This is a genomic window from Haloarcula sp. HT12, from assembly GCF_055271655.1.
Genome location: NZ_JBUXKW010000007.1, coordinates 1 through 21,332, shown reverse-complemented (window position 1 = coordinate 21,332; position 21,332 = coordinate 1). Strand labels below are relative to the sequence as shown.

Genomic DNA, 21,332 nt, shown 5'->3' with positions numbered 1-21,332 from the left:
ATCCGGTAACAGTTAAAAGCCTTACTGGACCCACTATCTTTCAAGCCTGCTCTTCACTCTGGGGCATCTCTGTCGCGTATTGTTCAGCTAAATCGACTACGTCGTAGACGTGAATTCCAGTTTTGAACCACAGCACTCGATCGGCGGCGCTCCCGAACTCCTCGCTCGCACAATCCAGTTGCTCCGAGACAGCCAGTACGAAATTGTCGGCCTCTACCTTTCGAATCTTCTCCAGCTTTGCGTCCAGATACTCGGGTGTCCAGAAGCCGACGATCTCGAGGATCGCTCGCCTGCCATCGGGATGTTCGATTGCGAAGTCGGGGATCATCACCTCGGCACCCAGATCGAAGACATCGTCTTCCCGCACCAACTCCCAATCCGTATTCGCTCGCTCCCACTTCCGGGTGAGTGTCCGCTCGACATCGCTATCGAACTGGTCGCCGGCACTGTAGTGTGAATCGAGGTCCTCCGTGTGGTCGAGCGCGAACTGTCGCGTCGCGCCGGTCGTCTCGTCGACGAGGATCTCGGCAACCATCTCCCAGCGGTCACAGAGGGGCAACGCCGGCAGGAAGTTCGCCATGCGAATCCCGTACTTTTGTGATTTCGAGAACAGCGACGACGGGCCGTCCAGTACTGCCTCATAGCCGGCGGCCTGATCCGTACTCGGGACACGCTCGCCATCGGCGTCGATCGGATAGATGCGATGCATTAACCCGAACAGCTTCACGTAGCTGAATACCGTCCCAAAGTGGTCCCAGACCCGAATCCGCATTTCCGTCGCATCGTAGAGCACCGCCTGGGCGAGCGCGAGGTTGTAGCGGGTCAACAACCAGTCCACGGTGAGATCCGTGTGTTCGTACTCCGCATCGCTGCTGCCGGTCAGATTGGTCGTCGACGTCGACGTATCGTCATCACTGGCGTACTGGGCGGCCGTCCGCGTGCCGATTCGGACGAGTCGTTTGTTGTCTTCGAGATCGGCGTACATCCCTCGATAGCACTCCTCGAGCGACACCCCGAGGTCGTCAGCGACCGCGCTGTACACCTCCAGTTTCTGTGTGTCTTCGCCGAGCGTCGGCTGTCGGACGATCGGATAGCGCTCGTTGGCTTTCTCGAAGAGTCGCCGGCGAATCTCCCGTGGGTCGACGGAGGCGACGACCTCGAACTCACACTCGTCTTTGAGGAGCTTCGCGAGTCCCTGGACGATCTTGTAGTCGGTATCCGCGACGGTGAGCTCGTCAATCGCGTCTTCGAGATCGCCTTTCGGCTCGCCAAGGTGGTTCGCCGCGCAGTTCGGGCGAACCACCGGTACTCGAAGGCACTAATCCGTATGAGTTGTGCGAGCAGATGGACGCGGACGGCAGGGGAGCGTGTCGCAAAATCAAAGAACTCTACAACGGATTATCCAGAAACGCGACTTCCACGGCATAACTTCGTTTATCTGAGCTTGAGTCCCGATCCAAGTCTGTGGCAGTACCTTCACGTATCGGCCGGCCATCATCTGGAGATACTATGGTAACAATCGAGGATATATCCGTGACAACGGCTATCTCTGATAGCGAACAGGCACTCACCATCCGTGCGGATGTCGACGACGGCCCCACTGAGAACCTCCATTATCTCCGTCCGCTTGGCACGAACACATGGTTCACGCTCGTCGGTACGGGACGAGTTGACGGACCGGTAAATAGGGACGCCGATGGTGTCCCCCAGTTTATTCATGAGGTTGAGGAAGAACTGGTCGATCGCGGATATCCGATCAGGCCGCTCCAGCAGGGATCGAACTACCCCGACCCGGGAAGCGTGGAGGTTCGAACTGGCCCGACATCCGAGCGTTACCCTCTCTTCTCCCACCCGAGCACCGTTGTCGTCTCCAAGGCCGGAACCACGGACGACGACATCTCGGAAGACGCCCGCGTGCAGGTGACGTACTCCGATCAGACGGATGATGAGTTCGAATACGACATCCATGTGATCGACGGGGATTTGCCATCCGACTGGGTGCTAGAGGATCTGGTGATTTGGGCAGAGGGGCTGGTCTGGGGCCGAACGAATCGCGCCCATGACCGCCGTGACAGGCCTGAAGATATCGACATTCTCTACCGGAACGCCTGAGTGAAGGCGGCAGAGACCAGGTGTCAGGAACGGCCACAGCCGGTTCCTGCCCGGCCGCGGACCGTAGACTCGCCGACTTTGCTCCGCTGGCTCGCCGCTCGTTCAATCGCGTCGTCGAACTCGTCTGGATCCCAGTCGACGATCTCAGCGCCGTTCTCTTTCAACTTATCAGGGATATCCTCGTCGGAGATATCGTCATCAACCTTGATCGCGACCAAGCCGTTGCCTTCCTTGAGCGAGCGCTCAACCTCGTAATCGACCCAGTCGCTGTCTTTCGTGTTCTCGCCGACCATGACGACGGTGACCGAGGTACCTTTCATTTCGTCCCGGATGCAGCTACGGATGTAGTCGTCGTTTGTGCTGTCTACAGGATCGAGGAGGTGTCGGTCGTGGAAGGAGACATCGACGTTGTTGTTCCAGCGGAGCAGCCGGAAGCCTTTCGCTTTCATGCGGTCGCTTCCTTCGTAACTGATGAAGACGCGGCGGGTCGGCATTGGTGATGGCGGCCTGGAAAGCCGTGCTTATTGATAAAACGTGGCTAGGCCTCTTGTGCCTTTCGCGTAGTAATCTCCCAGTACCGGTTTTCCTGGCTGGTGAGCGCCAGCACCCGATCGACGAACACCTGCTCAGGGTCGTCTACACCCTCGTACTCATCCGTCCGCGTCTTGAACATCTGCTCTTCCCGCCGCAGGCCTTCGGCGGTGGTTCGGTAGTTCATCCACTTCTTCTGATAGTTGAGATAGGATTCGAGTGCCTCCAAGATGATAAGCAGGACCGCAGCGATGATGATTGTGTTCTTCCAGACCGTGCTGCTCGTCACAGGGAACAGCGACACGGCGACAGGTAGGATGGCGGCCAGCACGATCTGTGCGCCCTTCATTAACCGATGCATCCATTTGTTACGAACCGCCTTGTCGTCATACCACTCGAACTGTCCTTCGTAGAACTCGTAGAATTCGTCGAAATTATCTACCATCGGTAAGGCTCCACGGTCACAGAATCGACTCTTCCTCAATCTTCGTCCACCGGTCGTCCAGCAGTGCTTCGAGGTCGACGTCCAGATTCTCCGCGGCGATGAGCAGATCCGAGACGATCTCGACGGTCTCCTCTTCGAGCAGTTCCCGGGTGTTCATCGGCTCCATGTGGTCGAGGGATTCCATCGCATTCGACATGCTGCCGGCGGGCGCGGCCATCCGCTGGAACAGCCAGTCCTGGACCTCCTCCGAATCCATCGGGTCGTCAGCTGGATCCAGCTGTTCCGCCCATTCTGCGACGCCCTCGGCTTCGATCCCGAACATCTCCTCCAGCTGCGCCTGCAGGTCCAGGTTGAGCGTGTTCGCCGCCGCGAGGGCGACGATGAAGCTGTCCGCCAGCGTCTTTTCGAGTTGTTCCATCCGCGTCTCCTCGTCAGCGTAGTCTCGGGAGAGGCGGCCAACATATTTCGAGAAGTGCAGGACGTAGTGGTTCATCCTGTCGGGATACGGAAGCGTGTAGACATCCCGGTGATGTCCTTCGTCGTGCTCCTGCTGCCGTTTCTGCAGGTCAAGGAGGTCTGTGGAGTCGGTCATGCGTTGATCGCTCGGTCGGGAATAACCCCGCCTCCATTATCACAGTTAGGGCACAGTTTCAGCGGGGCCTCGTTCTCGAACTCATGCTCGCAGAGCAGGCAGAACCAGTCGGACACGCCTCTAGAGGTGATAAGATCGAGATCGACGTCGAACTCGTCGACCTTCTGCTCTAGGATTTCCTTATTGCCGTCATCCTCCTCCGTGGTCGCCATCTCGACGTAGTTCTCCACGGACTCCCAGTCGAAACTGTCCTCCCGCTCCCAGGTCGGGTACCGGTACTCGTGGTACCGCTTGTTGATCCGTTCCAGCCGGCGGATCTCCTCAATGTACCGCTCAGAATAATCCTCGCGGTCGTGGAGGAGGGCGAGGAGGTCGGCGGTCCGGTCGGGACCGACCAGCTTCTTCCGGAACCCGCTCTGGATCCCGTCGAATCCTGTCTCCTCGGCGACGGTCTCGAAACTGATCGGTGGATAGACCCAGTGCATCTCGTCGGCCACCAGTCGATAATCATCCTGAATGCTACCGTCCCGGTAGTTGGTGAGCAGTGGCCAGCCCAAGGAGTGCCAGCCGATGTGGTAGTATCCGGCGAGGTGGCGGTCGCCGTGGTAGTTGGTGCAGAAGAAGAGATAGGGGCGGTCGTTCTTGACCAGGCCGGAGCGGATGTCCCGGGTGCAGGTAGAGCAGAGGCCGTAACTCATCGTTTCGAGGTTCGGATCGCTCTTGTTGTCGTTGACCTTGGTGACCTCTCGGACCGGATACTTGCTGATGTCGTCCTCGCAGTAGTAGAGCGTCAGATAGCTCTTGGCGTCCTCCGATGCATTATGCTCCTCCCACGGATCGTTGGGGGGCATAAAGTCGCGTGCAGCATCGGAATCATATCTCATACTACGTAGAGATGCGATCCTCCGGCCGCCTAAAGGTTTCTCCGCATGAATGTTCGCTCGGTAAAACGGGTTCCCGTAAGATTCAATGAGTCAACGGCTGGTTTTCACAGCATACGAGTAATGTCTCAATCCTTAACGAAGCCCGACGAGATCAGGGATAGTCTCGACGAAGATACGCTTGACCTGTTCTGGCGGTTCATCACCGAACGTCAGCAGGTGTGGTATCGTCGGGTGGTCGAGGGGCAGCAGTCGCCGTGGACGGACGACGATATTCTCCAAGAATACCGGTTCACGAACGTTTATCGCGAGCTCGATCCCGGGACGCAGTACGTCATCCAGTACATCCTCGAGGTCGATGCGTCCCGGCAGGACAAGATCTTCAATGTGATGCTGTACCGGTTGATCGGCCGGCTGGAGACGCACGACTATCTCGGGTTCCAGTCGCTCGACGACTTCGACGCGGCCGAGTTTGAGGCCCAGTTGAAACATCGGCGCGACGAGCTGGACGAGACAGTGTTCACCGGGGCGTACATGGTCAGCGGCTACAACCACATGGGGTCATCCGACAAAGTCGAGAACGTGGCTGCGCTCTTCGACGAGCTCACCGCGGACCCCAACTTCTTCGACCAGGTGCTCGCAGCCGACTCGCTGGAGGATGCCTACGACCTGATCCGGGCGCAACCTGGGTTCGGGAACTTTCTCTCCTACCAGACCCTTGTGGACCTCCTGTATCCCGTCGATTCCTACGACGGTGATAGCGTACTCTCGTTCTCACCTGACGACTGGTCGTCACCGGGACCGGGCGCGCAGAAGGGATTGAAGCAACTTGTCACCGAGTTCAACGGATTCGACCGGCTTGCCGTAATGCGGTGGCTACGCCAGCACCAGCAAGAGGAGTTCGACCGGCTTGATTTGGATTTTCCCTTCCTGGAAACGGAGGCGGGCGACCCGCTGGAACTGTCGCTGGCGAACATCCAGAACTGTCTCTGCGAGTTCTACAAGTACCACAAGATCCTGCACTCGAACGGCCGTGCCCGCCGATGCTTCCGGGACTCCGAGGCCCGGTCCGGAAACGAGCTGCGGAGCATCTACGAAACGGCACCACACATCCGGGTTCCGGAACGGAGCAAGATATAAATCCGGCAGTCCGTAAGCGGAGGTAAGTGGTGTCTATCATGGCACGTGACGAAGTTCAGCTTGGAGATCGTCGCTAAAGACGACAAAGTAAAGATCAATCTCCCGGGTGATCGGACGTTCGGTATCACTTCCACTTCTAGTGGGGCTGCGTTCATCCCGGACTGGAACGATCGCCATTTGACTTGGGCGGCCGACGAGGATACGGGTGCGCCGTTCCAGCACGTCACCGACGAGACGCGAGAGGAGCCAGTCGCGAAGGTCGAGTACGGGTCCGAGGACGAGTACCTGTACGAGATGTACAGCGCCTACGGCGCGTTCGGTCAGTTGAAGCCAGCGAACTGGGTGAACGCCGATTATCTCTGGGAACTCGACGTGGATGCCTACGGTGAGGTCCTCGAGGAAGCCGGCGTCATGGAGCGTAGCGACACCCGGTTGTGGTTCAGCTTTACCCGCCTGAAAGAGTTCATCGAGGACCTGGCCGACGACAAGGAGGCGTTCGTCGAGTTCTTCGATCGTGTCTACGACAAGGTCGGGCGGTGCGAAGCGTGGGAGAGCGATTCACGCCTCTTTTTCACGCCCGGCCTAGAGAGTCTGGTCCTGCAGCGACCGGACGGGTACGTGATGGAGCTGTCGATGGCGGACCCAGTCAATGTGTTCGACCGGATGCGGAGCGCCCGTTCTGTCGATGTAATGTACCAGATGTTCAAGGATCCGCCTCTTTCGGCCTGATACGCGAGTCAACAAAGGACGATCCGACAGTTACAGGTCGCGCGGCTGGACGCCTACCTGATGGACCTATAAGAGGTGGACGAGACGCCGGAGGAGATGATAACGGGAGGAACACGCCGATAACAGCGTCCACGCTAAAATTAGGGTTGAGTGTCAACGAGGCCCTGGCCTCATCAGTCCACGGTTGACAGCCCACTCAGTCCAGACGGTCGAGCGAGCCATAGAGCTCCTCGTTCTGAATGTGGGTACAGAACTGTGCGCAGAGCCGACAGCAGTCCGCGGCATCGGTGAACGTCCGGACACTGGCGTCCCAGCGCGCGTGGACGGCGCCAAGCATCGCACTTCGAACCGATGGTTCGGTCGCGACCATCACCCGTCGCGCACGCCTTGGTGGCGTTGCATCGGCTGCCGGCCCCTGCATTCCAGCTGTCGACAGAATCTCCTCGAGGACGCTCCCGATCTCGATCCCGACACCGAGATTGTCGCCGACCTGTGGAGCGATGAAGATTGTTGCATTACTCGCTTGCGCAAAGGCGATACTCTGTGTGGCGGCATCCATCTCGTCGAGCGGAATCCCGACATCGATTGCGAGAAAAGCATTAAATCCGCGGTCGCGGAGGCAGTCCCGCGTCTCCTGCAGGAGCCGCAACACCTCGTCTTCGGCGTACTCGCCGCTGGTCTCGTCCCACGTCGCAAATGACGGGGCAGCGGTTTCGACATCGGCGTCCGCCGGCAGCAGCGCGTCGACGTCGAATGTCCGGTATGGGCCCATCAGATAGACGAGAAACTGTTCCCGCCGGACTGGAGCGAGCGCATCTGAATCACCAGCGGCACGGGGGAGATTATCGATAATCCGTTGCCGCATTCGACTCGTCGATTCGGAACGGTAGTATATAAATATCGGTGTTCTCAGGAATATTCTAGTCGAGAACGACTAAGTATGTGGCGTCCCAACGTAGGACCCGAGGCACCCCCAAATGTCCGAAACCGATCGCCAGCCAACAGAGGAGGTTCGTCAGCCGGAACCGCCGCTTCCCGAGGATAGCGGGCTGACGCTTGAGGAGTATCTCGCGATGCAACAGGCGATCGGCCACCCGACGCGGTTCCGGATCCTCCGCACGCTCGTCGCCAACGACGAACTGAGTGCTGCCGATCTCAAGACCGCGGTCGAGGTCGAATCCCACAATTTCCACTACCATCTCGACGAACTGGTCGACGTCGGGCTTGTCGACAAGCGCCAGCGACGGACCGCTGACAGCCAGGGTTTTTACACGTACTATCGGCCGACGGCAATGGGGCGGGGTATTCTTGAGCACGGTGTCGAAGAGCTGATGCGCCGTGAACGGGAGTTCAACGACGCCTATTCGTAAGCTGTCGTAGGGTTCTCTGTCTGTGTCGTTCCCAACGCTCATCGGAACTTTTGCCGGGTTTCAGCACATCATATCGCCAACCAACAAACACGGTTTGCTGAATCGGATTGATCTCTTCCGCAACCATCAGAACGTCTCTGCAATCCGTCTCGTGGCTGCCGTGGAGCTTCACTACCACGAGTACTGATCCATCGATTACTCAGGCGGTCGTCGTCACTGTTCTACTGGTCACCTCCCGTTCCTGTCTGGGGTCGTGTAGATAGTCGAACGACCACGGTGCCTCGGTCTGGCGGGAATCCGAGGCAGTCTACCACCCCGGTTTCTCATATCGGAATGGCTGGACAATGTCGATATCGCACCCATTAGGATAATGTGAATAATGTGGATAATGTAGATTCTGTACATTGCATTCCTTGGCGCTCGAAGGTTGTAGTGATAATTGTGATGAATGTGTGCGGAATGTAGAGCCAAAAAATAGCTAGGAATGTGTTTCACTTCCACCCCGCTTACTCAGCCTTTATGTTACTTAGTTGCTAGAATTAGATATGGTCAGTTCACCATCTGAGGACAGCGGTTACGCCTATTCTTGGGCAGAGGCAAAACGGTTAGCACGCGAGCAAGGGTACGGAGTGAAAATCACCGTTCCGAAGACTGCCGAACTTACGCTCCCTCCGGGATTCGAGCGTTCGTATTGGTCGATTGAAGCTGGTGCAGAGGCGGTGTACCGGGATCAGCGAGAGACGGATAGCTTCCAGATCCGGGAGTACGAGGATGAATGGACAATCGAATTAGACCGCCACAACCCAGAGACCGGCAATGCGATCGCCCACGGGATCTATGATGCACCGAAGTATACCCTGGCCGCTGTCGGAATTGCAGGTGCAGCCGTTAGCAGCTTTAGTTCTTAATACATGACGGTTTACGAGATCAGTTACGATTTACACGAACCGGGACAGGACTACGAAGAGATCCACGAGGCGATCGAGTCCCTAGGTCCGACATTTGATGCTCTTGAGTCCACCTGGTTGGTTGACGTTTCAAACAAAGGCGCGGGTGATATCGCCGATGAGCTGACTGGTGTCACCGACACGAATGACTCAATCGTCGTAACCCAAATCCCAAAGAGTGGTGGAGGAAGGTGGGCGTATCGTAATGTCTCAGGTGGTCTTGGAGATTGGTTTGATGAGCACCTGTAGCATTTAGACCGATCTCTCTTACAAAAAGTAGAGGTGTGCTCTTACCGATGAGAGTTTGCCAATCTGACTCTACCTAGATAATGTAGATTGCGTAGATTATATTTAAATGGTAGAGATCGGGGAAGTTGGGATTGTGCCCAAAATATGAATAATGTACAAAATGTAGATTGTGTAGATAGCACGCCCAATTTGTCTGACGCAGAATTAAGGTGGGTGAACTTCATTAGCCGCGTATGAGCAAGGCAAAACTCACATTATCAACGAAACGAGCGCAACCTCCAAAATCTACACAATGTAGATTGTCTACAAAATGTACAAAATCCACCCATTGCGGGGGTGCTGACTCATGAGTGCTGACGAGTTTGAAGGACTTCCTGGAGCAGCTGTCTCGTTGCTCAAGGGGGGTGTAGGAAAATCCACGATCGCGCTCAACATCGCTGATCGACTCGCTGACCGCGGCCATGAGACGGTACTACTGGATCTGGATAAGGACGGGCACATGACGACCCAGCTTGGGTACGACGATGCGTACGACCGCGATGCGAACCTCGGTGACGCCCTTATCGATGGTGAGGACCCCGAAGACCTGCTTATCGAGACGGACTTCGGCGTTCACCTACTCCCGTCGAGTAACGAGCTCGAGAACGTCGAGACGAGGCTGAAGGACGAACGGTTCGCAGACGTGAAGCTTCGACGGAACGTTGTCGATCCGCTCATTCAAAACGGATACGACTACGTGATAATTGATGCCGCAGGTGGCCGTGGGAAACTCTCCGACAACGCCCTCATCGCCGTCCAGCGCGTCATAATCCCGCTAATCCCGCGTGCTGGCTCGATCAACGGCCTCAATAAGATGATTGAACGCCAGATCTCCCCAATCCGGCAGAATATCGGGTTGGATATCCTCGCAGTCACTCCGAATATGATTCGCGAAACAATGGGACAACGCAACGAGCATCGGACTCTCGTTGAAAATCTCAACCGGGAGTTCGGTTCATTCGTCCCCGAGTACGCTCGTGTGGACCCGGAGATCTTCGATGCCCTCGATGATTCGGGACGCACCATCGATAGTATTCCGAAGCCAGGGATTCGCGAACGGACCGCGATTTCTCGCGCGTTCAAGCAAGGAATGCCGGTCTCGGAGTTCGATGAAGATTGCGACCAGATCCCGAATTTCGACCACTTAGCGGACCTCGTGGAGGAACACAGCCATGCCTAATGAGGACGACCGTTTCGGGGACGTCGCTGAACAGCTCAAACAAACGGAGGAAGGAGCCGAATCGGATGACGACGAACGTACTGACACCCAGGATGAACCGCAACCGGATGAAGAGATAACTACTGAGGACACAGAGTCGGAGACTGAGTCCATTCCTGAGCAGGATGAGGAGGATGTGGACGAATCCACCGGTGGACCGGCCTTCTCCTTTGATGAGACCGATATGCACGGCTTCTATGTCCGGGAGGACACGTGGGTTGGCGTCACCCGGATGCGATCATCGGTAACTGCTGCGTGCTCTATGTTTGATGTTCCCGAATTTGAGGGAAGAGAGTTTCAAGATGCGTGTCTCCGGGTAATTGCGGACCACGGTGATGAGGTCGCCCTCCAGATCCTCCGGGAGCGTGGTATCGAAGCCGATGAGGAACGTCTTCAGGAAGTTGTGGAGATGCTGAGCGAGCAAGCTACGAACGACTAACATTGGATTTGGGTGATTTCCCTCATCATTCAGATTTCGTGCGCATTGTACATTATGCAGATTGTGTAGCAAGCCATCTGCTTGCAGTCTCGCGATTATTCTCGGAACCGGGTCCGAACCACATTTCTCGTAGATAAGGGAGCTACAAACGAGAATAGCGACTTGTCCCAATTAGTCAGATGGTTTTAGTCCAGAAATAAAAACGGATACAGAAACTCACCAGATGGTGTTAGCAGATTAACTTTTTCTTTAGGAAAATAACGGAAAACCGCGACAGCTGCCGCTCAAGATTCTGCAAGCCGAAGAATCAGATCTACGGACTACCCAATCTCGCGGAGGTACGAACCCAACGCTCTGACGAAGGTTCGGAAGCCGACCTCTGGCGGTGAGCGAATCTCTCTATCTTTCCCCACCTTGATGAGATAGTCCGTCAGCCGCCAGAGGTTGTAGAGTAGCGCCGTCAGCACGAAGTTAGTGAAGCGAACCCGATAGTCCATCGAGGAGGTTCGGGGCAGCAGTGCCTCGATTGACTTGTACTGGTTCTCGATGTCCCATCGGCGGCTGTATTGATTCACGACGGCATTGATCTCATCCGGCGCGACATGATCTCGGTTTGTGACGTAAACGCCGTAATTACCGTCGGCATCGTCATCATCGACTGGCGCGTAAATGAATTCTGCCGTGTGGTGAACCTCACCGTCTAACCCCATCGGAACATCGTGTTTGACGCCAGCGTCGACACCGTCAGTCGTCTTGATATCCTCGATGGACTCCAGTTCATCCGTATATTTTGGAACCGGCGAAAGGTACGTCAGACCTCGGTCTTCGACAGCGGCATAGACCTCTTTGCTGTAGAAGCCCCGGTCGAACATCACTGCGTCGAGGTCCACATACTGCTGTGCGCTATCCAACAGCCGTGAAACAAGGCTTGCTTTCGAATAAGATGGGGCATCGTCTTTCTCCCAATTGGAATTTTCTTTGACTGGCTCAATACCGAGGATGATCGGAGTCATATCACCCACCAGCGTGATTGTGGCGTACTTGAAGCCACGTTTGTATTCGTCATCTTTCTTGTAGCCACTCGCCATTCGTGGGAAGGTCGTGTTGACTATCTCCCGTTCTCTGTCCTCCCACGGTGAGGTCCAGATTCGCTCATACGTGATATCGATGGCAGCGACCTTCTCACGGTCATCAAAGGGGGTATCTCCACGGATCGAGTTGATGATATTCTCTGTTGCACTATCGAACGCGCTCATCAACTCGTCACGGATTCGGTCGATGGCTGGCATTCGATCATCGTCGAGAAGTTCGTCAATCGTGAGCTGTGCATCTTCGTCTGCGGGTGTTGCGAACTGCTTGAGAACGCGGAGGATCGTCGACCCATCGGCAGTCAGCTCATCATCGGTGAGCCAGCCGTATTCGCCCTCGGAATGGGCACTCCCCTTGTGTTCACAGATACGTGCGACCATATCGAGAATTGCCTCATCGTCGTAGGTCCTGTTCAGTGCCCGCCCACTCTCAAATTCAGGGAAGGCGTGTTTTCGGGCGAGTCGAATCGTCCTGGTGGCCTTCTGTTTCGTATATTCGGCCTCACTCTCGTCTTCGCTGGCCTCCTCTTCTGGGTCACTTGGAACAAGCGCATCGGGAATAATCCCCTGTTTATTGGCTTCGAGCGCGATTCCGGTTGCGGCAGATTTTATGATTTGCCGTGTATCTGGGCTGAACTTCTCCCAGATGTTCGAGATAGTCTGTTGTCGCGGTGGGATTTCAAGACCGAATCCTTTGAGAAGCGAGGGGCGATTTGCCAATCGGTCAGCTAACTCATTTTGCGACAATTCTCGGATTTCCTTGTAGAGAAACGCTCGGGCCATGGCTTCCGTCGTGAAATTTGAGCGGCCCTGTTCGCGGTGGTCTGTAAGTATAGATGTAGGAATTGAGACGTGTTTCAAGACTCCCCAGAGATGATTTGCTGCCTCACAGACGGCACTCGCGCTCATCACAATTGCTTGTGACGCCGCCGGAGAGTCCCTGGAAGTCATGTATTCAATCACCCAATTTTACTTTAGTTCGAACCAAATATCTCGGAGTGTGATTTCCGAATTCTTTGACTGAACAGAAGAGAAGTGAGATTATAAGGGGTATAGCATCAGATGATGTACCAATAGATTTAGTAAGAGAATAGGTCTATTTGCGGAATTGGTTTGAATTAAGAATAGGTTGGGACTATAACTCACCTCGTCAGCTACTCCGATACAATGGGATTTGACAAGATAGACGATTTTCTTCAAAAGAAGGGTGCTGTTGAGGTTATTGTGGAGATCGGATCTGGGAGTGCTACCTACCAGAACATCAACGAAGCGGTGTTGGCGAGTTCATCAACAGTGTCGAACCGCTTGAACGAAGCAGTTGAAAATGAATTGATAGAAGTAACACATCGACCGACAGATTACGGAACGCAAAAGCGATATACTCTGACCAACTCCGGGAAACGCATCTACGATTGGGTTTTAGATATAGACCTCGAAAAGAAAATCCGTGAACTTCGTCGGGTTCAACGTGACCGTGATAACAAAATGGATCAGCTACTCGATTACGTCAATAGAGATTCGGTTCTGTTGGAAGCGTATTCTGAACCAGAGCGACGCCTGCCCGACGAGGAGCTAAAACGGATGTCAGATGAGTGGTGGGAAAAACACCGCCATGACACTCTCCATAGTTCTCTTATCCGCCGAGATAAAGACGAAGATGGTTCCTAGTTAAGTCTGACCAATCACTACCTGTCTGGTGGATTTAGATTCTTCATTCGGAAATCTGATTGAGCAACGTATTCACCCGCTAGTAGCGCAATCTCGCGCGTCCGTCGAATATCTGCAAGATTGTGACAGAGCAGCGCCTCCCAGTCCCTGCCCTCAAAGGCGTCAACGGCCTCGCTACTCTTGTCGAACGGGTCGCATGTCTCTCCACCGATGAGTTGATTGTAGACACCGACGAGGTCGCAGACATCGTCGGTATTGAATCGGTCAACAATATCGAACATATCTGCGTAGGCCATGTCGGGGAACGGCCACGCAACGTCGTTGCTCACACACGCAGTCCGAAGGAATGGGAGGTCAAAGCCGCCTTTCCATGTCTCTCCATTGAACGCTGTGAGGTAGTGCCTATCCCCGTCGAGATGGCTGTCGCCTATCTCACGAAGTGTCTCCAAGAGGTCCTGTTCACTATGACAGACAGCCAAATCGAGATGTTGTCCTGAGTGGGCCTCCATCGCTCGGTTTAGTTCGGTGTGATCGACATGTTGCCCGTTTGTATTCACAATCAGGAACTCACCGAGTTGATGTGCCAGACCAGCGACGGTGATGACTGAGTCCGAGTCAAACCCATTCGTTTCGATGTCGAATGCTACTGGTTTCAAATCGCCCATGGTTGTAGGTATTCTATCGGGAGTATAGGATTGAGCGGGTAGTTTCCGAAATATATGATGACATATTTTCAGTGTCCCGCTCACTGAATGGCTGCTTAATATGCCTGCGAACTGCGAAGTTGTGGTGCCTCGGCCGTCACCACTGAACGCGGTTCTTCTTACGTGATATCTGTCCCTAACACGTCGAAACTCGGTGGTAACTCCGAGTACGGGTCAAGGTGTTTGATTGAAATCGCCGGGTTCCGAATCGCTTCAGCACCCGATTCGTTCCGTTGTTTCAAATGCAAGGATACTGTGACGGCTGTCACTCGACGGGTCGATGCGAGCTGCCGGCCAACTTCGGTACGAATGTCGTCAACGAGCTCCTCGGCGACGTCAGCCCCGAACGGCGCGTCAATATGCAGGATATTAGGGTGTTCCTTACCGAATTTCCGACGCGCCTTATCTACTTGCCCGGCTAAGCGAGACACCCGGTTTCTCTCGAAACGCGACGGCACACAAGAGAATTTTAAGCCCGTGAAAAAAGTCCGGGCAGGCATGTCAATTAAATCTGCGTTGAAACACGATTCGACATCATTCAAACCGAGATCGTCCCCGGCGGCCATCTTCACGAGTGGTTGCAGGTACGTTTCATACACCTCATCATGCTTCGCAAGCGCATCCTGCCCAGTATCAATCACCCACACCCCTTCCTCGTGCCGTTTTTTGACGTTAAACACCGTCACGGTTCCGAATGGCAACGATACTGATACCGGCCCGTTCCGTACACGCTCCGGGAGATTGTCAGTTACACCGGTGAGATCGCTCATCTCCGGCTCAGACGAGTACTCGTAGACGGCCGCGTGACCCGGATCTAAGTGCTGGATGGTCCGGTTGTTGAGTTTATTAGCGATGCTTTTCGCTTTCTCAACTGATTCGCTAACAGCATCAACACGTTTGCATTCAACGAAAACTTTGAACGGTGTTCTAAGTAGGATATCCGGCGTTTTCGAATTGGAGCGGTCCTCGGCGAGGAACTGCACGGTGTGCCCGCGGCGGTCGTAGAAGTACCCGGTTCGGAGCTCGTACAGTGTGTGTTCGTAGTGCCTTGAGTTCCGAATCCCGTCTCTGAATTGCTCTGCGAGAGTAACGTCAATTGGTTCGAACGTGGCCGGATCGACGACGGTTGCATCGGACTCGGTTAACTGTATGACGCACCGACCGAGGTCGAGGAATTCCAACGTCGGCATGGATAACTCCGGGAAATGCGATTCGAATTCATCTTCGACGTACCCGAGTTCTTTCTGGGCGCGTCGATAATTCTGCACGAGTTGAGGGGCTGTTTTGTGCGAATCGGCGTCCCGGTACTTTTCGACTTGCTCCTCAAGCCAACGTTCGCCGATGAATTCGGCGGCTTTGTCAAAGCAGTCGTCTTGGGGTAATCGCTCAGGCATTAATTATAGTGTGATTGTTCTGATTATCTGTTTCGTTCATATGTTTCAGAGTTACCCTGTCGGTGTAGTGGTTTTGGAGGTGTGTCCGATGTCTTCCCATTCTTGCCCAGAATGGAGTCAAGTCGGTGTCTCACGATGCCCGTCACCTACAGTTTGTCATGATTTCTTGGCCGGGAAGTGAGGTTAACGTAGACAGCATACTACATAATAGCGTTGAGTACGAAGCTAGAATCTAGTGACGACTTGCTTTACATTTCGCAAGTCGAGGTGGGTTCACTAAACCCTCTGTATTTATCAATGTCACTGCGTTCGCTTCACCACGATTTGACTGACTAACTATTCAGTAGGCGTGCAGAGTTAGCGATGAGACTCGACTTTGATGATTGGATAGCCCATTTCGTCGGCAATTATGGTAACAGTGGTTGTATCAGCTTCAAACTGAAGCGTCATTTTCAGTTGGTGATCTTGGAAAAGACCGTCAAGCGCATCTGTGTTAATATCTTCACTGATGCGCCATTTTGTTCAATCACATCCTCGTCGTGAGCCTCTGCTACTGCCGTTACGACAGATGTGCTCAGCTCTTCGTCCCCGGATGGCTCGTAGTAGAAGTTCTGTTCAGCATCCATATAAGACAATGAAGTTAACAACTGAAAATGGTTATTTCCACTATATATCTTGGTAGTCATCTCTTCAAGAAGTTATGAAAAGATTGTAAACATCAGGGCGATATCCTATCAGCATTCGGATTACCAGCCGTTCATCAGCTAAGATTTCGATGAAAGCGGTTAAGACGCAGGCAGGCAACGGACCGATTATCAATGCCTGGCCCAGATGAAATCCGTTCTATACTTGAGGATTTCGTCGACGATCTTGATACAGAGCTGGATCCTCAACGCCTGGAAGAAGTCCTTATAGGGCAAGACACTCCGACCTCTGCCGAACTCGGAAGTCAGCCTGAGCCCTGGGTTCGCCGCCACCTGATTCGACCACTGCTCGATGAAACAGATCTCTACTGGGAGAACGAGATTCACGGTGGCGGGGAAGGCTACCCTGATTTCGGGATCACAAACCTCGATGTCAAGGTAATCGGTGAAGACAAGAAACTCAACGGCTCCGAAGATGCCGTCAACGACATCAAAGAATACCTGAATAACCGGGCTGCCAGTCAGGGAGCAGAGTACGGCATCGCTACAGACGGCATCACCTGGACACTTATCCGGATTGAACTCGGCGGCGACTACCTGGACTACGACCAAATCGATCCAACTCCAATCAACTTCCGACAGGAGCTCCTGAAGATCGCTTCAGAAAGAACCTCTATCTCCTACTCAGCAGTTTCCGAAGTCGATATAGATGAGAAAGCCGCCGAGTTCTACGATACCTTCACCCGAGACAGTTTTAACCAACTTCTGACCCAGGAAGCACCGAAACGAATCCGGAAAAAGAAACAAGCCGGGATTGAAGAATTCTACAATCTTTATGTTCAGATCTTGTTCGGGGAGGGATCTGGAAGCTTCGACTACGACACCACTCTCATAGATAGTATCGAAGGCCCAGATTCCGCCTCCGAAGCTGATAAGCGGAAGTTCGCTATCAGACTAGTGAACCGGCTGCTGTTCGTGAAGTTTCTTGAGGACAATGAGGTGCTGCCAGAACAGTTCCTAACTGAACGAGTTGAGAAGTACCAGGAGGCTCAGGAGGTCGATCAGTTAACCGGCGGTCTGTACAAGACTCAGCTTCAACCGATTTTCTATTCGTTATTCAACACCGAGAAGGATGACCGGATCTCGAAGCACAAAGGGGGCTGGTTCGACGATGTCGAGTATCTGAACGGCAGCTTGTTCGCTCCGGAGGAGCAAGAGCGAGAGTACGATGTCGACGACCCGATGCTTATCACAGTCGTCCGAGACCTTATCGAAGGCTCCGAATTGGAAGAAGACAACGGTAGCCTCGACCCATCTGTTCTTGGCCAAGTCTTCGAGATGACCATCAACCACATCAACAGTGGTCAAAGCCAGAAGGACGAGGGAGCTTACTACACTCCGAGCGACGTAATCCAGTTAATCAACAAGGAGACGGTGGACCCGAAGGCATACGAGATCCTGGTTGAATCCTACAGCACTCGTCTCTCTGATGCCTCCAATATGGACGAGGAGACAGCTCGTGAACTGGTCAGCGACTACGAACTCGGAGAGATGCTGCGGGAGATTGAGGAGAGGGAAGGATATTTCAGAGATCCTGAAGCCCTCAGAGAGGCATACAATCGGCTGGGCGAGCTGAAAGTTGTTGATCCGGCGTGCGGCTCCGGACACTTCCTGACTGGGGTAATGGATGAGATACACCGTATCCGGATGTCGCTGCTTCGAGGTCTACACGGAGACGACCTAACGGATGCTGATATTTATCAGTCGAAGAAGGAACTGGTTTTGAACGCTATCTATGGTGTTGATATCAACCCGATTGCCATCGAGATTGCGAAGCTACGTGTGTGGCTGAAAATGGTTGAGGAAGGATGGGAGAGAGATTACGGCGAACTACCAAACATCGATATCAATATTGTCGCGGGAAACTCCCTGATCGGTCTTCCGCCACGGAGCGAAGGTCAGTCTGACTTGACTTCGTTCGAACTTGATCTTTCCAGCTTCCGTGAGGTCCGTGGGCGTTACCGTGAGGGTGAGATTTCACGCCGGGAACTTGACCGGCAAATTGACGATCTCCGTCCCGAGTTGAACAGCCACTTCCTCGACCAGATGAATCACTACATAAAAGACGAGGTTGAATCCGAGTCAAAGTGGGAACAACTGGTTGAGGATCTCAATACTCTCTACCCTTCTATCCAGAAGGTCACTGTCCGCCGATATGACAACGAAGAGTTTTCTGAGGAAAAAAAGCAGGAGTTAGCTGATGCCGGGTTCAACGTTGAGCCGAGGTATGGTAAGAGTGCGAAACTGGTTGAAAGCAACCTGAATTCAGCGGATTCGATTTCGAATTTTGTAGGTGGCGACTACTTCTTCGAGGTAGAGCGTCAGCTGCTTCGGACAGACGTGGAAAAGCTGGATTCGATGGCTCTGGAACCGGATAACCCGAATCTGGCATATGGAACGTTCCATTGGCCGGTGCAGTTCCCGGAGGCTACCCGTGAGAAAGAGAACGGGAGCGGCTATGAGGTTGAATTCGATCTCGTGGTCGGGAATCCGCCTTATGGCGATGTTCAAAGCGATTTGGAGAAGCGGTTCACAGAGGGATACAAGACCGGTACCGTGAACGACGTAGTTGCCCCATTCATTGAGCGGCAAACTCAGATAATGAAGGAGGGCGGTTACTTCGGTAATATAGCTGCTCTGGTGTTTGCATATCAAAGTAACGCGTCATCAGTTCGAAAAGTTCTACGGGAGAGCCTTGGAGACTCAAGAGTTGCTTGCTTCACTCGTCGCCCCTCTCAAGTCTTTGCAGGCTCGCAGGCACGGACAGGTATAATAACCGCTCAAAAAATTGATGACGGTGAGGGCTCTTTCAAGACCAGTAAATTCATCAGGTTTACTGAAGACAACAGGAGAGAGGCTTTCAGCGGCATCAATTATCAACCCACTGAAGGCTTAATTCTCGGTGACAGAATAAACGACGATAAGGACAAGAGCTTACCTAAGATTGGAGATAGAGAGCTTCGGAATATTCTTGAGAAGCTCAGGGATTGCTCCGACAACGTAATTGAAGATATCTCTCAGCGTTCTAATGAAACAGGACACGTTGTCTGGAGATCTCGCCACCCTGCATACTTCATCAATCCGTGCCTGGAGAATCTGTACCCTGATGACGAGGTGCCGCAAGACTTCGATCCATTCTACTTCGACAATGAATTGGAGCGTAGGTCGGGTTTCCTGTTGCTCCAGTCTTCTCTATTCTATATGTACTGGATGGTTTACGAAAACGAGAGAGACGTGAACTGGAAATCAATTGATTCTTTCCCGGTGCCGACTATGGAAAAGTTAGAAGGAAAAGAAGAGAAAATAATCGAACTTTCTGATGTTCTCTGGGATGAGATGAATGACCGTTTCCTCGGAGGAAGTCGAGAGATGATTCAGCAGGCGGGTGCGTTAAAACCGATTGCTGACAAGGCCGACGAACTGTTCGGTCCGATGTACGGACTTACCGAGGAAGAAATAGAATATGTCAAGTCGTACGATGAGCAGTACCGGCTGAGCGACGTGAATCAGACTCAGCTGGTCGAGGTGGACTTCGAGTTAGAGGATTAGAGGTAGTCAGAGAGTTCTGAATTGCCGTCAGTGTGGCAAAAGCGATTTCGAACTTTATCTAGCTTCTGGTGCCAGATCTCGGTTTAGATTTGATATACTGAACGTTACCTCACTAAGCAAACCGACCAGTTTGAGATACGCGCGCTGTATTCAGCAGGTGTATTCTGATAGTTTTGATAGAGGTTGACCTTCTGATTGATATGGACTTGGCCTGTATTGACCGCATGTGAGTGATGAGGTTATAAATGAGCAACTGCCCTGCTTCAATAAGAAAGCAAGCGTTCAATCAGGTTTGAGGGCTATAGGACCGCCCTTTTGTATTTCCTGATGCGACGACGAGATTGTATTGTTCAAGCTTAGAAAGATAGTTCCTCATAGTTCGCCGCGTTTTGGCAGAGTCGACTTCAGTACAGTACTGTTCGTAGAGGTCGCCGCCACTGATTTTCCCACTGTCGGTGATGATATCGTAGAGAATCTGCTGGTGGTCGGTGAGCTTTTCTGTCGTCTTCTGTCGAAGTTCCGAATTCGCTTCCGGAACTGCCTCCCGAATTAGTTCAGCTGTGATTTGTTCATAATCTCGCTGGGAAGCCATCCTGGTCGCGTTGCGAAGGATACCGATAGCAGCACGGGCATCGCCGGCAGCGTGGTCCGCAATCAGTTCCATCTCGTTCTGTGCGAGTGCGTCTGGCCTGAGTCCCCACCGCGCTCGATCCTCGATAATCGACACCAACTCCGCCAAGTCGTAGTTGTTGAATCGAATGCGGGGGCAGTTCTGGAGACGGCTATACAGCCGTTCATCAAGCAAACTGAACACGTCTTCCTCGCGGTTCGCAATGAGAATCATTGTGAGATGAGGAATCCGATGGAGGTCGTAGAGAATTTTCTTATCTTGGAGCTGGTCAACCTCGTCAAGAATCACTACGTAGTGTGCGCCGTCATACTCGCGTAGCCGCTCTAGCAGCTCGTCTTTCGGGGTTGACTGACGGTGGATGTCCAACGTCTCGTTGATGCCGTCGAGAATCCGGTAGAGCGTCTTGAATCGGCTGTAATCCTCCCAGCAGTTCACGTACTGGTAGTTCAGGTCGACCACGTTCTCGCGGAGTTGCTTGACAGTGTACTTAGCGATGCATGTCTTCCCAGCCCCAGACGGCCCGTACAGGAACGATGGCTCCGGGCGTCCCTCGGTCATAATCGGACGCAGTGTGTCGGAGAGGTGGCTTACCTCAGCGGATCGGTGTTTCACCTCCCGAGGAATGAACTCGGGTTGTAACACGCGAGCGTTGGTAATCATACGTAGTAATTCGGAAACCATTCGGATAAACGGAAGGGTGTAGTTTCCGAATCTTCCGAGAATCGTACTCTACCGTCACCTCAGCAGCCTCGGAGCACACTTATCAGGAACCTTTTGATTTGTAGAAATTCATCTACTAGAGCTCTGTCCGAACGGCGGCCGCGCAGTAGTTGAGACTGGCAATCTCAATGCATATGCTCGAACCGATCAGTTTCATGAACAGGATTGTTGGCAGAATCCT

21 protein-coding genes are annotated in these 21,332 nt (G+C 53.5%); 10 read left to right on the top strand and 11 right to left on the bottom strand.

The window, feature by feature from the left end:
* Positions 1 to 40 precede the first annotated feature (40 nt).
* Positions 41 to 1,303: a DUF790 family protein gene (locus tag ACY9XZ_RS20340; RefSeq protein ID WP_463458804.1), complete on the bottom strand. Its 1,263-nt coding sequence runs from the start codon at positions 1,301 to 1,303 to the stop codon at positions 41 to 43.
* A 206-nt stretch (positions 1,304 to 1,509) separates the two neighbouring features.
* Between ACY9XZ_RS20340 and ACY9XZ_RS20335 the strand changes: the two genes are divergently transcribed.
* Positions 1,510 to 2,112, top strand: a complete 603-nt coding sequence (locus ACY9XZ_RS20335; protein WP_463458803.1) for a hypothetical protein — start codon at positions 1,510 to 1,512, stop codon at positions 2,110 to 2,112.
* Between the two features lie 23 nt (positions 2,113 to 2,135).
* On the opposite strand, the gene ACY9XZ_RS20330 is transcribed toward ACY9XZ_RS20335, so the two are convergent.
* From ACY9XZ_RS20330 to ACY9XZ_RS20315, 4 genes are read right to left on the bottom strand one after another with little or no spacing between them, the layout of a single operon-like run.
* Complete coding sequence (locus tag ACY9XZ_RS20330; RefSeq protein ID WP_092635532.1) at positions 2,136 to 2,606, bottom strand: TIR domain-containing protein; 471 nt, start codon at positions 2,604 to 2,606, stop codon at positions 2,136 to 2,138.
* Between the two features lie 44 nt (positions 2,607 to 2,650).
* Positions 2,651 to 3,088 (bottom strand): DUF4231 domain-containing protein, encoded by a 438-nt coding sequence (locus ACY9XZ_RS20325; RefSeq protein WP_254861383.1) that lies wholly within the window; start codon positions 3,086 to 3,088, stop codon positions 2,651 to 2,653.
* Positions 3,089 to 3,104: 16 nt separating this feature from the next.
* Positions 3,105 to 3,680, bottom strand: coding sequence for a hypothetical protein (locus ACY9XZ_RS20320; protein WP_254861384.1), 576 nt, complete (start codon positions 3,678 to 3,680; stop codon positions 3,105 to 3,107).
* A complete protein-coding gene (locus tag ACY9XZ_RS20315; RefSeq protein ID WP_463458802.1) occupies positions 3,677 to 4,531 on the bottom strand; it encodes a hypothetical protein in 855 nt (284 codons plus the stop codon). Before ACY9XZ_RS20315 ends, ACY9XZ_RS20320 begins: the two co-directional genes overlap by 4 nt.
* A gap of 153 nt (positions 4,532 to 4,684) precedes the next feature.
* Between ACY9XZ_RS20315 and ACY9XZ_RS20310 the strand changes: the two genes are divergently transcribed.
* Both ACY9XZ_RS20310 and ACY9XZ_RS20305 read left to right on the top strand, forming a co-directional pair.
* Positions 4,685 to 5,701: a nucleotide kinase domain-containing protein gene (locus ACY9XZ_RS20310; RefSeq protein WP_463458801.1), complete on the top strand. Its 1,017-nt coding sequence runs from the start codon at positions 4,685 to 4,687 to the stop codon at positions 5,699 to 5,701.
* 45 nt (positions 5,702 to 5,746) lie between these two features.
* The gene (locus tag ACY9XZ_RS20305; protein WP_463458800.1) at positions 5,747 to 6,430 is read left to right on the top strand and encodes a hypothetical protein; all 684 of its coding nucleotides are present in this window, start codon (positions 5,747 to 5,749) and stop codon (positions 6,428 to 6,430) included.
* Between the two features lie 196 nt (positions 6,431 to 6,626).
* Here ACY9XZ_RS20305 and ACY9XZ_RS20300 read toward each other — a convergent pair whose 3' ends face one another.
* Positions 6,627 to 7,295, bottom strand: a complete 669-nt coding sequence (locus tag ACY9XZ_RS20300) for a DUF7509 family protein (protein ID WP_463458799.1) — start codon at positions 7,293 to 7,295, stop codon at positions 6,627 to 6,629.
* A gap of 112 nt (positions 7,296 to 7,407) precedes the next feature.
* Between ACY9XZ_RS20300 and ACY9XZ_RS20295 the strand changes: the two genes are divergently transcribed.
* From ACY9XZ_RS20295 to ACY9XZ_RS20275, 5 genes are all read left to right on the top strand, one after another.
* Positions 7,408 to 7,800, top strand: a complete 393-nt coding sequence (locus ACY9XZ_RS20295) for a winged helix-turn-helix domain-containing protein (protein WP_463458798.1) — start codon at positions 7,408 to 7,410, stop codon at positions 7,798 to 7,800.
* A 545-nt stretch (positions 7,801 to 8,345) separates the two neighbouring features.
* A complete protein-coding gene (locus ACY9XZ_RS20290) occupies positions 8,346 to 8,708 on the top strand; it encodes a hypothetical protein (protein WP_463458797.1) in 363 nt (120 codons plus the stop codon).
* A 3-nt stretch (positions 8,709 to 8,711) separates the two neighbouring features.
* Entirely contained in the window at positions 8,712 to 8,996 is a 285-nt protein-coding gene (locus ACY9XZ_RS20285; protein ID WP_092635550.1) for a hypothetical protein, read from the top strand.
* Between the two features lie 346 nt (positions 8,997 to 9,342).
* A complete protein-coding gene (locus ACY9XZ_RS20280) occupies positions 9,343 to 10,215 on the top strand; it encodes a ParA family protein (protein WP_463458796.1) in 873 nt (290 codons plus the stop codon).
* Positions 10,208 to 10,693 carry a hypothetical protein gene (locus ACY9XZ_RS20275; RefSeq protein WP_463458795.1) on the top strand — a complete coding sequence of 162 codons (486 nt, stop codon included), beginning with the start codon at positions 10,208 to 10,210 and terminating at the stop codon, positions 10,691 to 10,693. The genes ACY9XZ_RS20280 and ACY9XZ_RS20275 overlap by 8 nt, the downstream gene beginning before the upstream one ends.
* Positions 10,694 to 11,013: 320 nt before the next feature.
* On the opposite strand, the gene ACY9XZ_RS20270 is transcribed toward ACY9XZ_RS20275, so the two are convergent.
* Complete coding sequence (locus tag ACY9XZ_RS20270; protein WP_463458794.1) at positions 11,014 to 12,732, bottom strand: transposase; 1,719 nt, start codon at positions 12,730 to 12,732, stop codon at positions 11,014 to 11,016.
* Between the two features lie 216 nt (positions 12,733 to 12,948).
* On the opposite strand from ACY9XZ_RS20270, the gene ACY9XZ_RS20265 reads away from it, so the two are divergent.
* On the top strand, positions 12,949 to 13,449 hold the full coding sequence (locus ACY9XZ_RS20265; RefSeq protein ID WP_463458793.1) for a hypothetical protein: 501 nt from the start codon (positions 12,949 to 12,951) through the stop codon (positions 13,447 to 13,449).
* A gap of 17 nt (positions 13,450 to 13,466) precedes the next feature.
* Here the strand turns inward: ACY9XZ_RS20265 and ACY9XZ_RS20260 are convergent, their stop codons facing one another.
* From ACY9XZ_RS20260 to ACY9XZ_RS20250, 3 genes are all read right to left on the bottom strand, one after another.
* A complete protein-coding gene (locus ACY9XZ_RS20260; RefSeq protein ID WP_463458792.1) occupies positions 13,467 to 14,114 on the bottom strand; it encodes a hypothetical protein in 648 nt (215 codons plus the stop codon).
* A 158-nt stretch (positions 14,115 to 14,272) separates the two neighbouring features.
* Positions 14,273 to 15,547, bottom strand: a complete 1,275-nt coding sequence (locus ACY9XZ_RS20255; protein WP_463458791.1) for a hypothetical protein — start codon at positions 15,545 to 15,547, stop codon at positions 14,273 to 14,275.
* Between the two features lie 452 nt (positions 15,548 to 15,999).
* Positions 16,000 to 16,173: a hypothetical protein gene (locus tag ACY9XZ_RS20250; protein WP_463458790.1), complete on the bottom strand. Its 174-nt coding sequence runs from the start codon at positions 16,171 to 16,173 to the stop codon at positions 16,000 to 16,002.
* Between the two features lie 192 nt (positions 16,174 to 16,365).
* Between ACY9XZ_RS20250 and ACY9XZ_RS20245 the strand changes: the two genes are divergently transcribed.
* Positions 16,366 to 19,800, top strand: a complete 3,435-nt coding sequence (locus ACY9XZ_RS20245; protein WP_463458789.1) for an Eco57I restriction-modification methylase domain-containing protein — start codon at positions 16,366 to 16,368, stop codon at positions 19,798 to 19,800.
* Between the two features lie 286 nt (positions 19,801 to 20,086).
* On the opposite strand, the gene ACY9XZ_RS20240 is transcribed toward ACY9XZ_RS20245, so the two are convergent.
* Positions 20,087 to 21,091, bottom strand: a complete 1,005-nt coding sequence (locus ACY9XZ_RS20240; RefSeq protein WP_463458788.1) for a Cdc6/Cdc18 family protein — start codon at positions 21,089 to 21,091, stop codon at positions 20,087 to 20,089.
* Between the last annotated feature and the right edge of the window lie 241 nt (positions 21,092 to 21,332).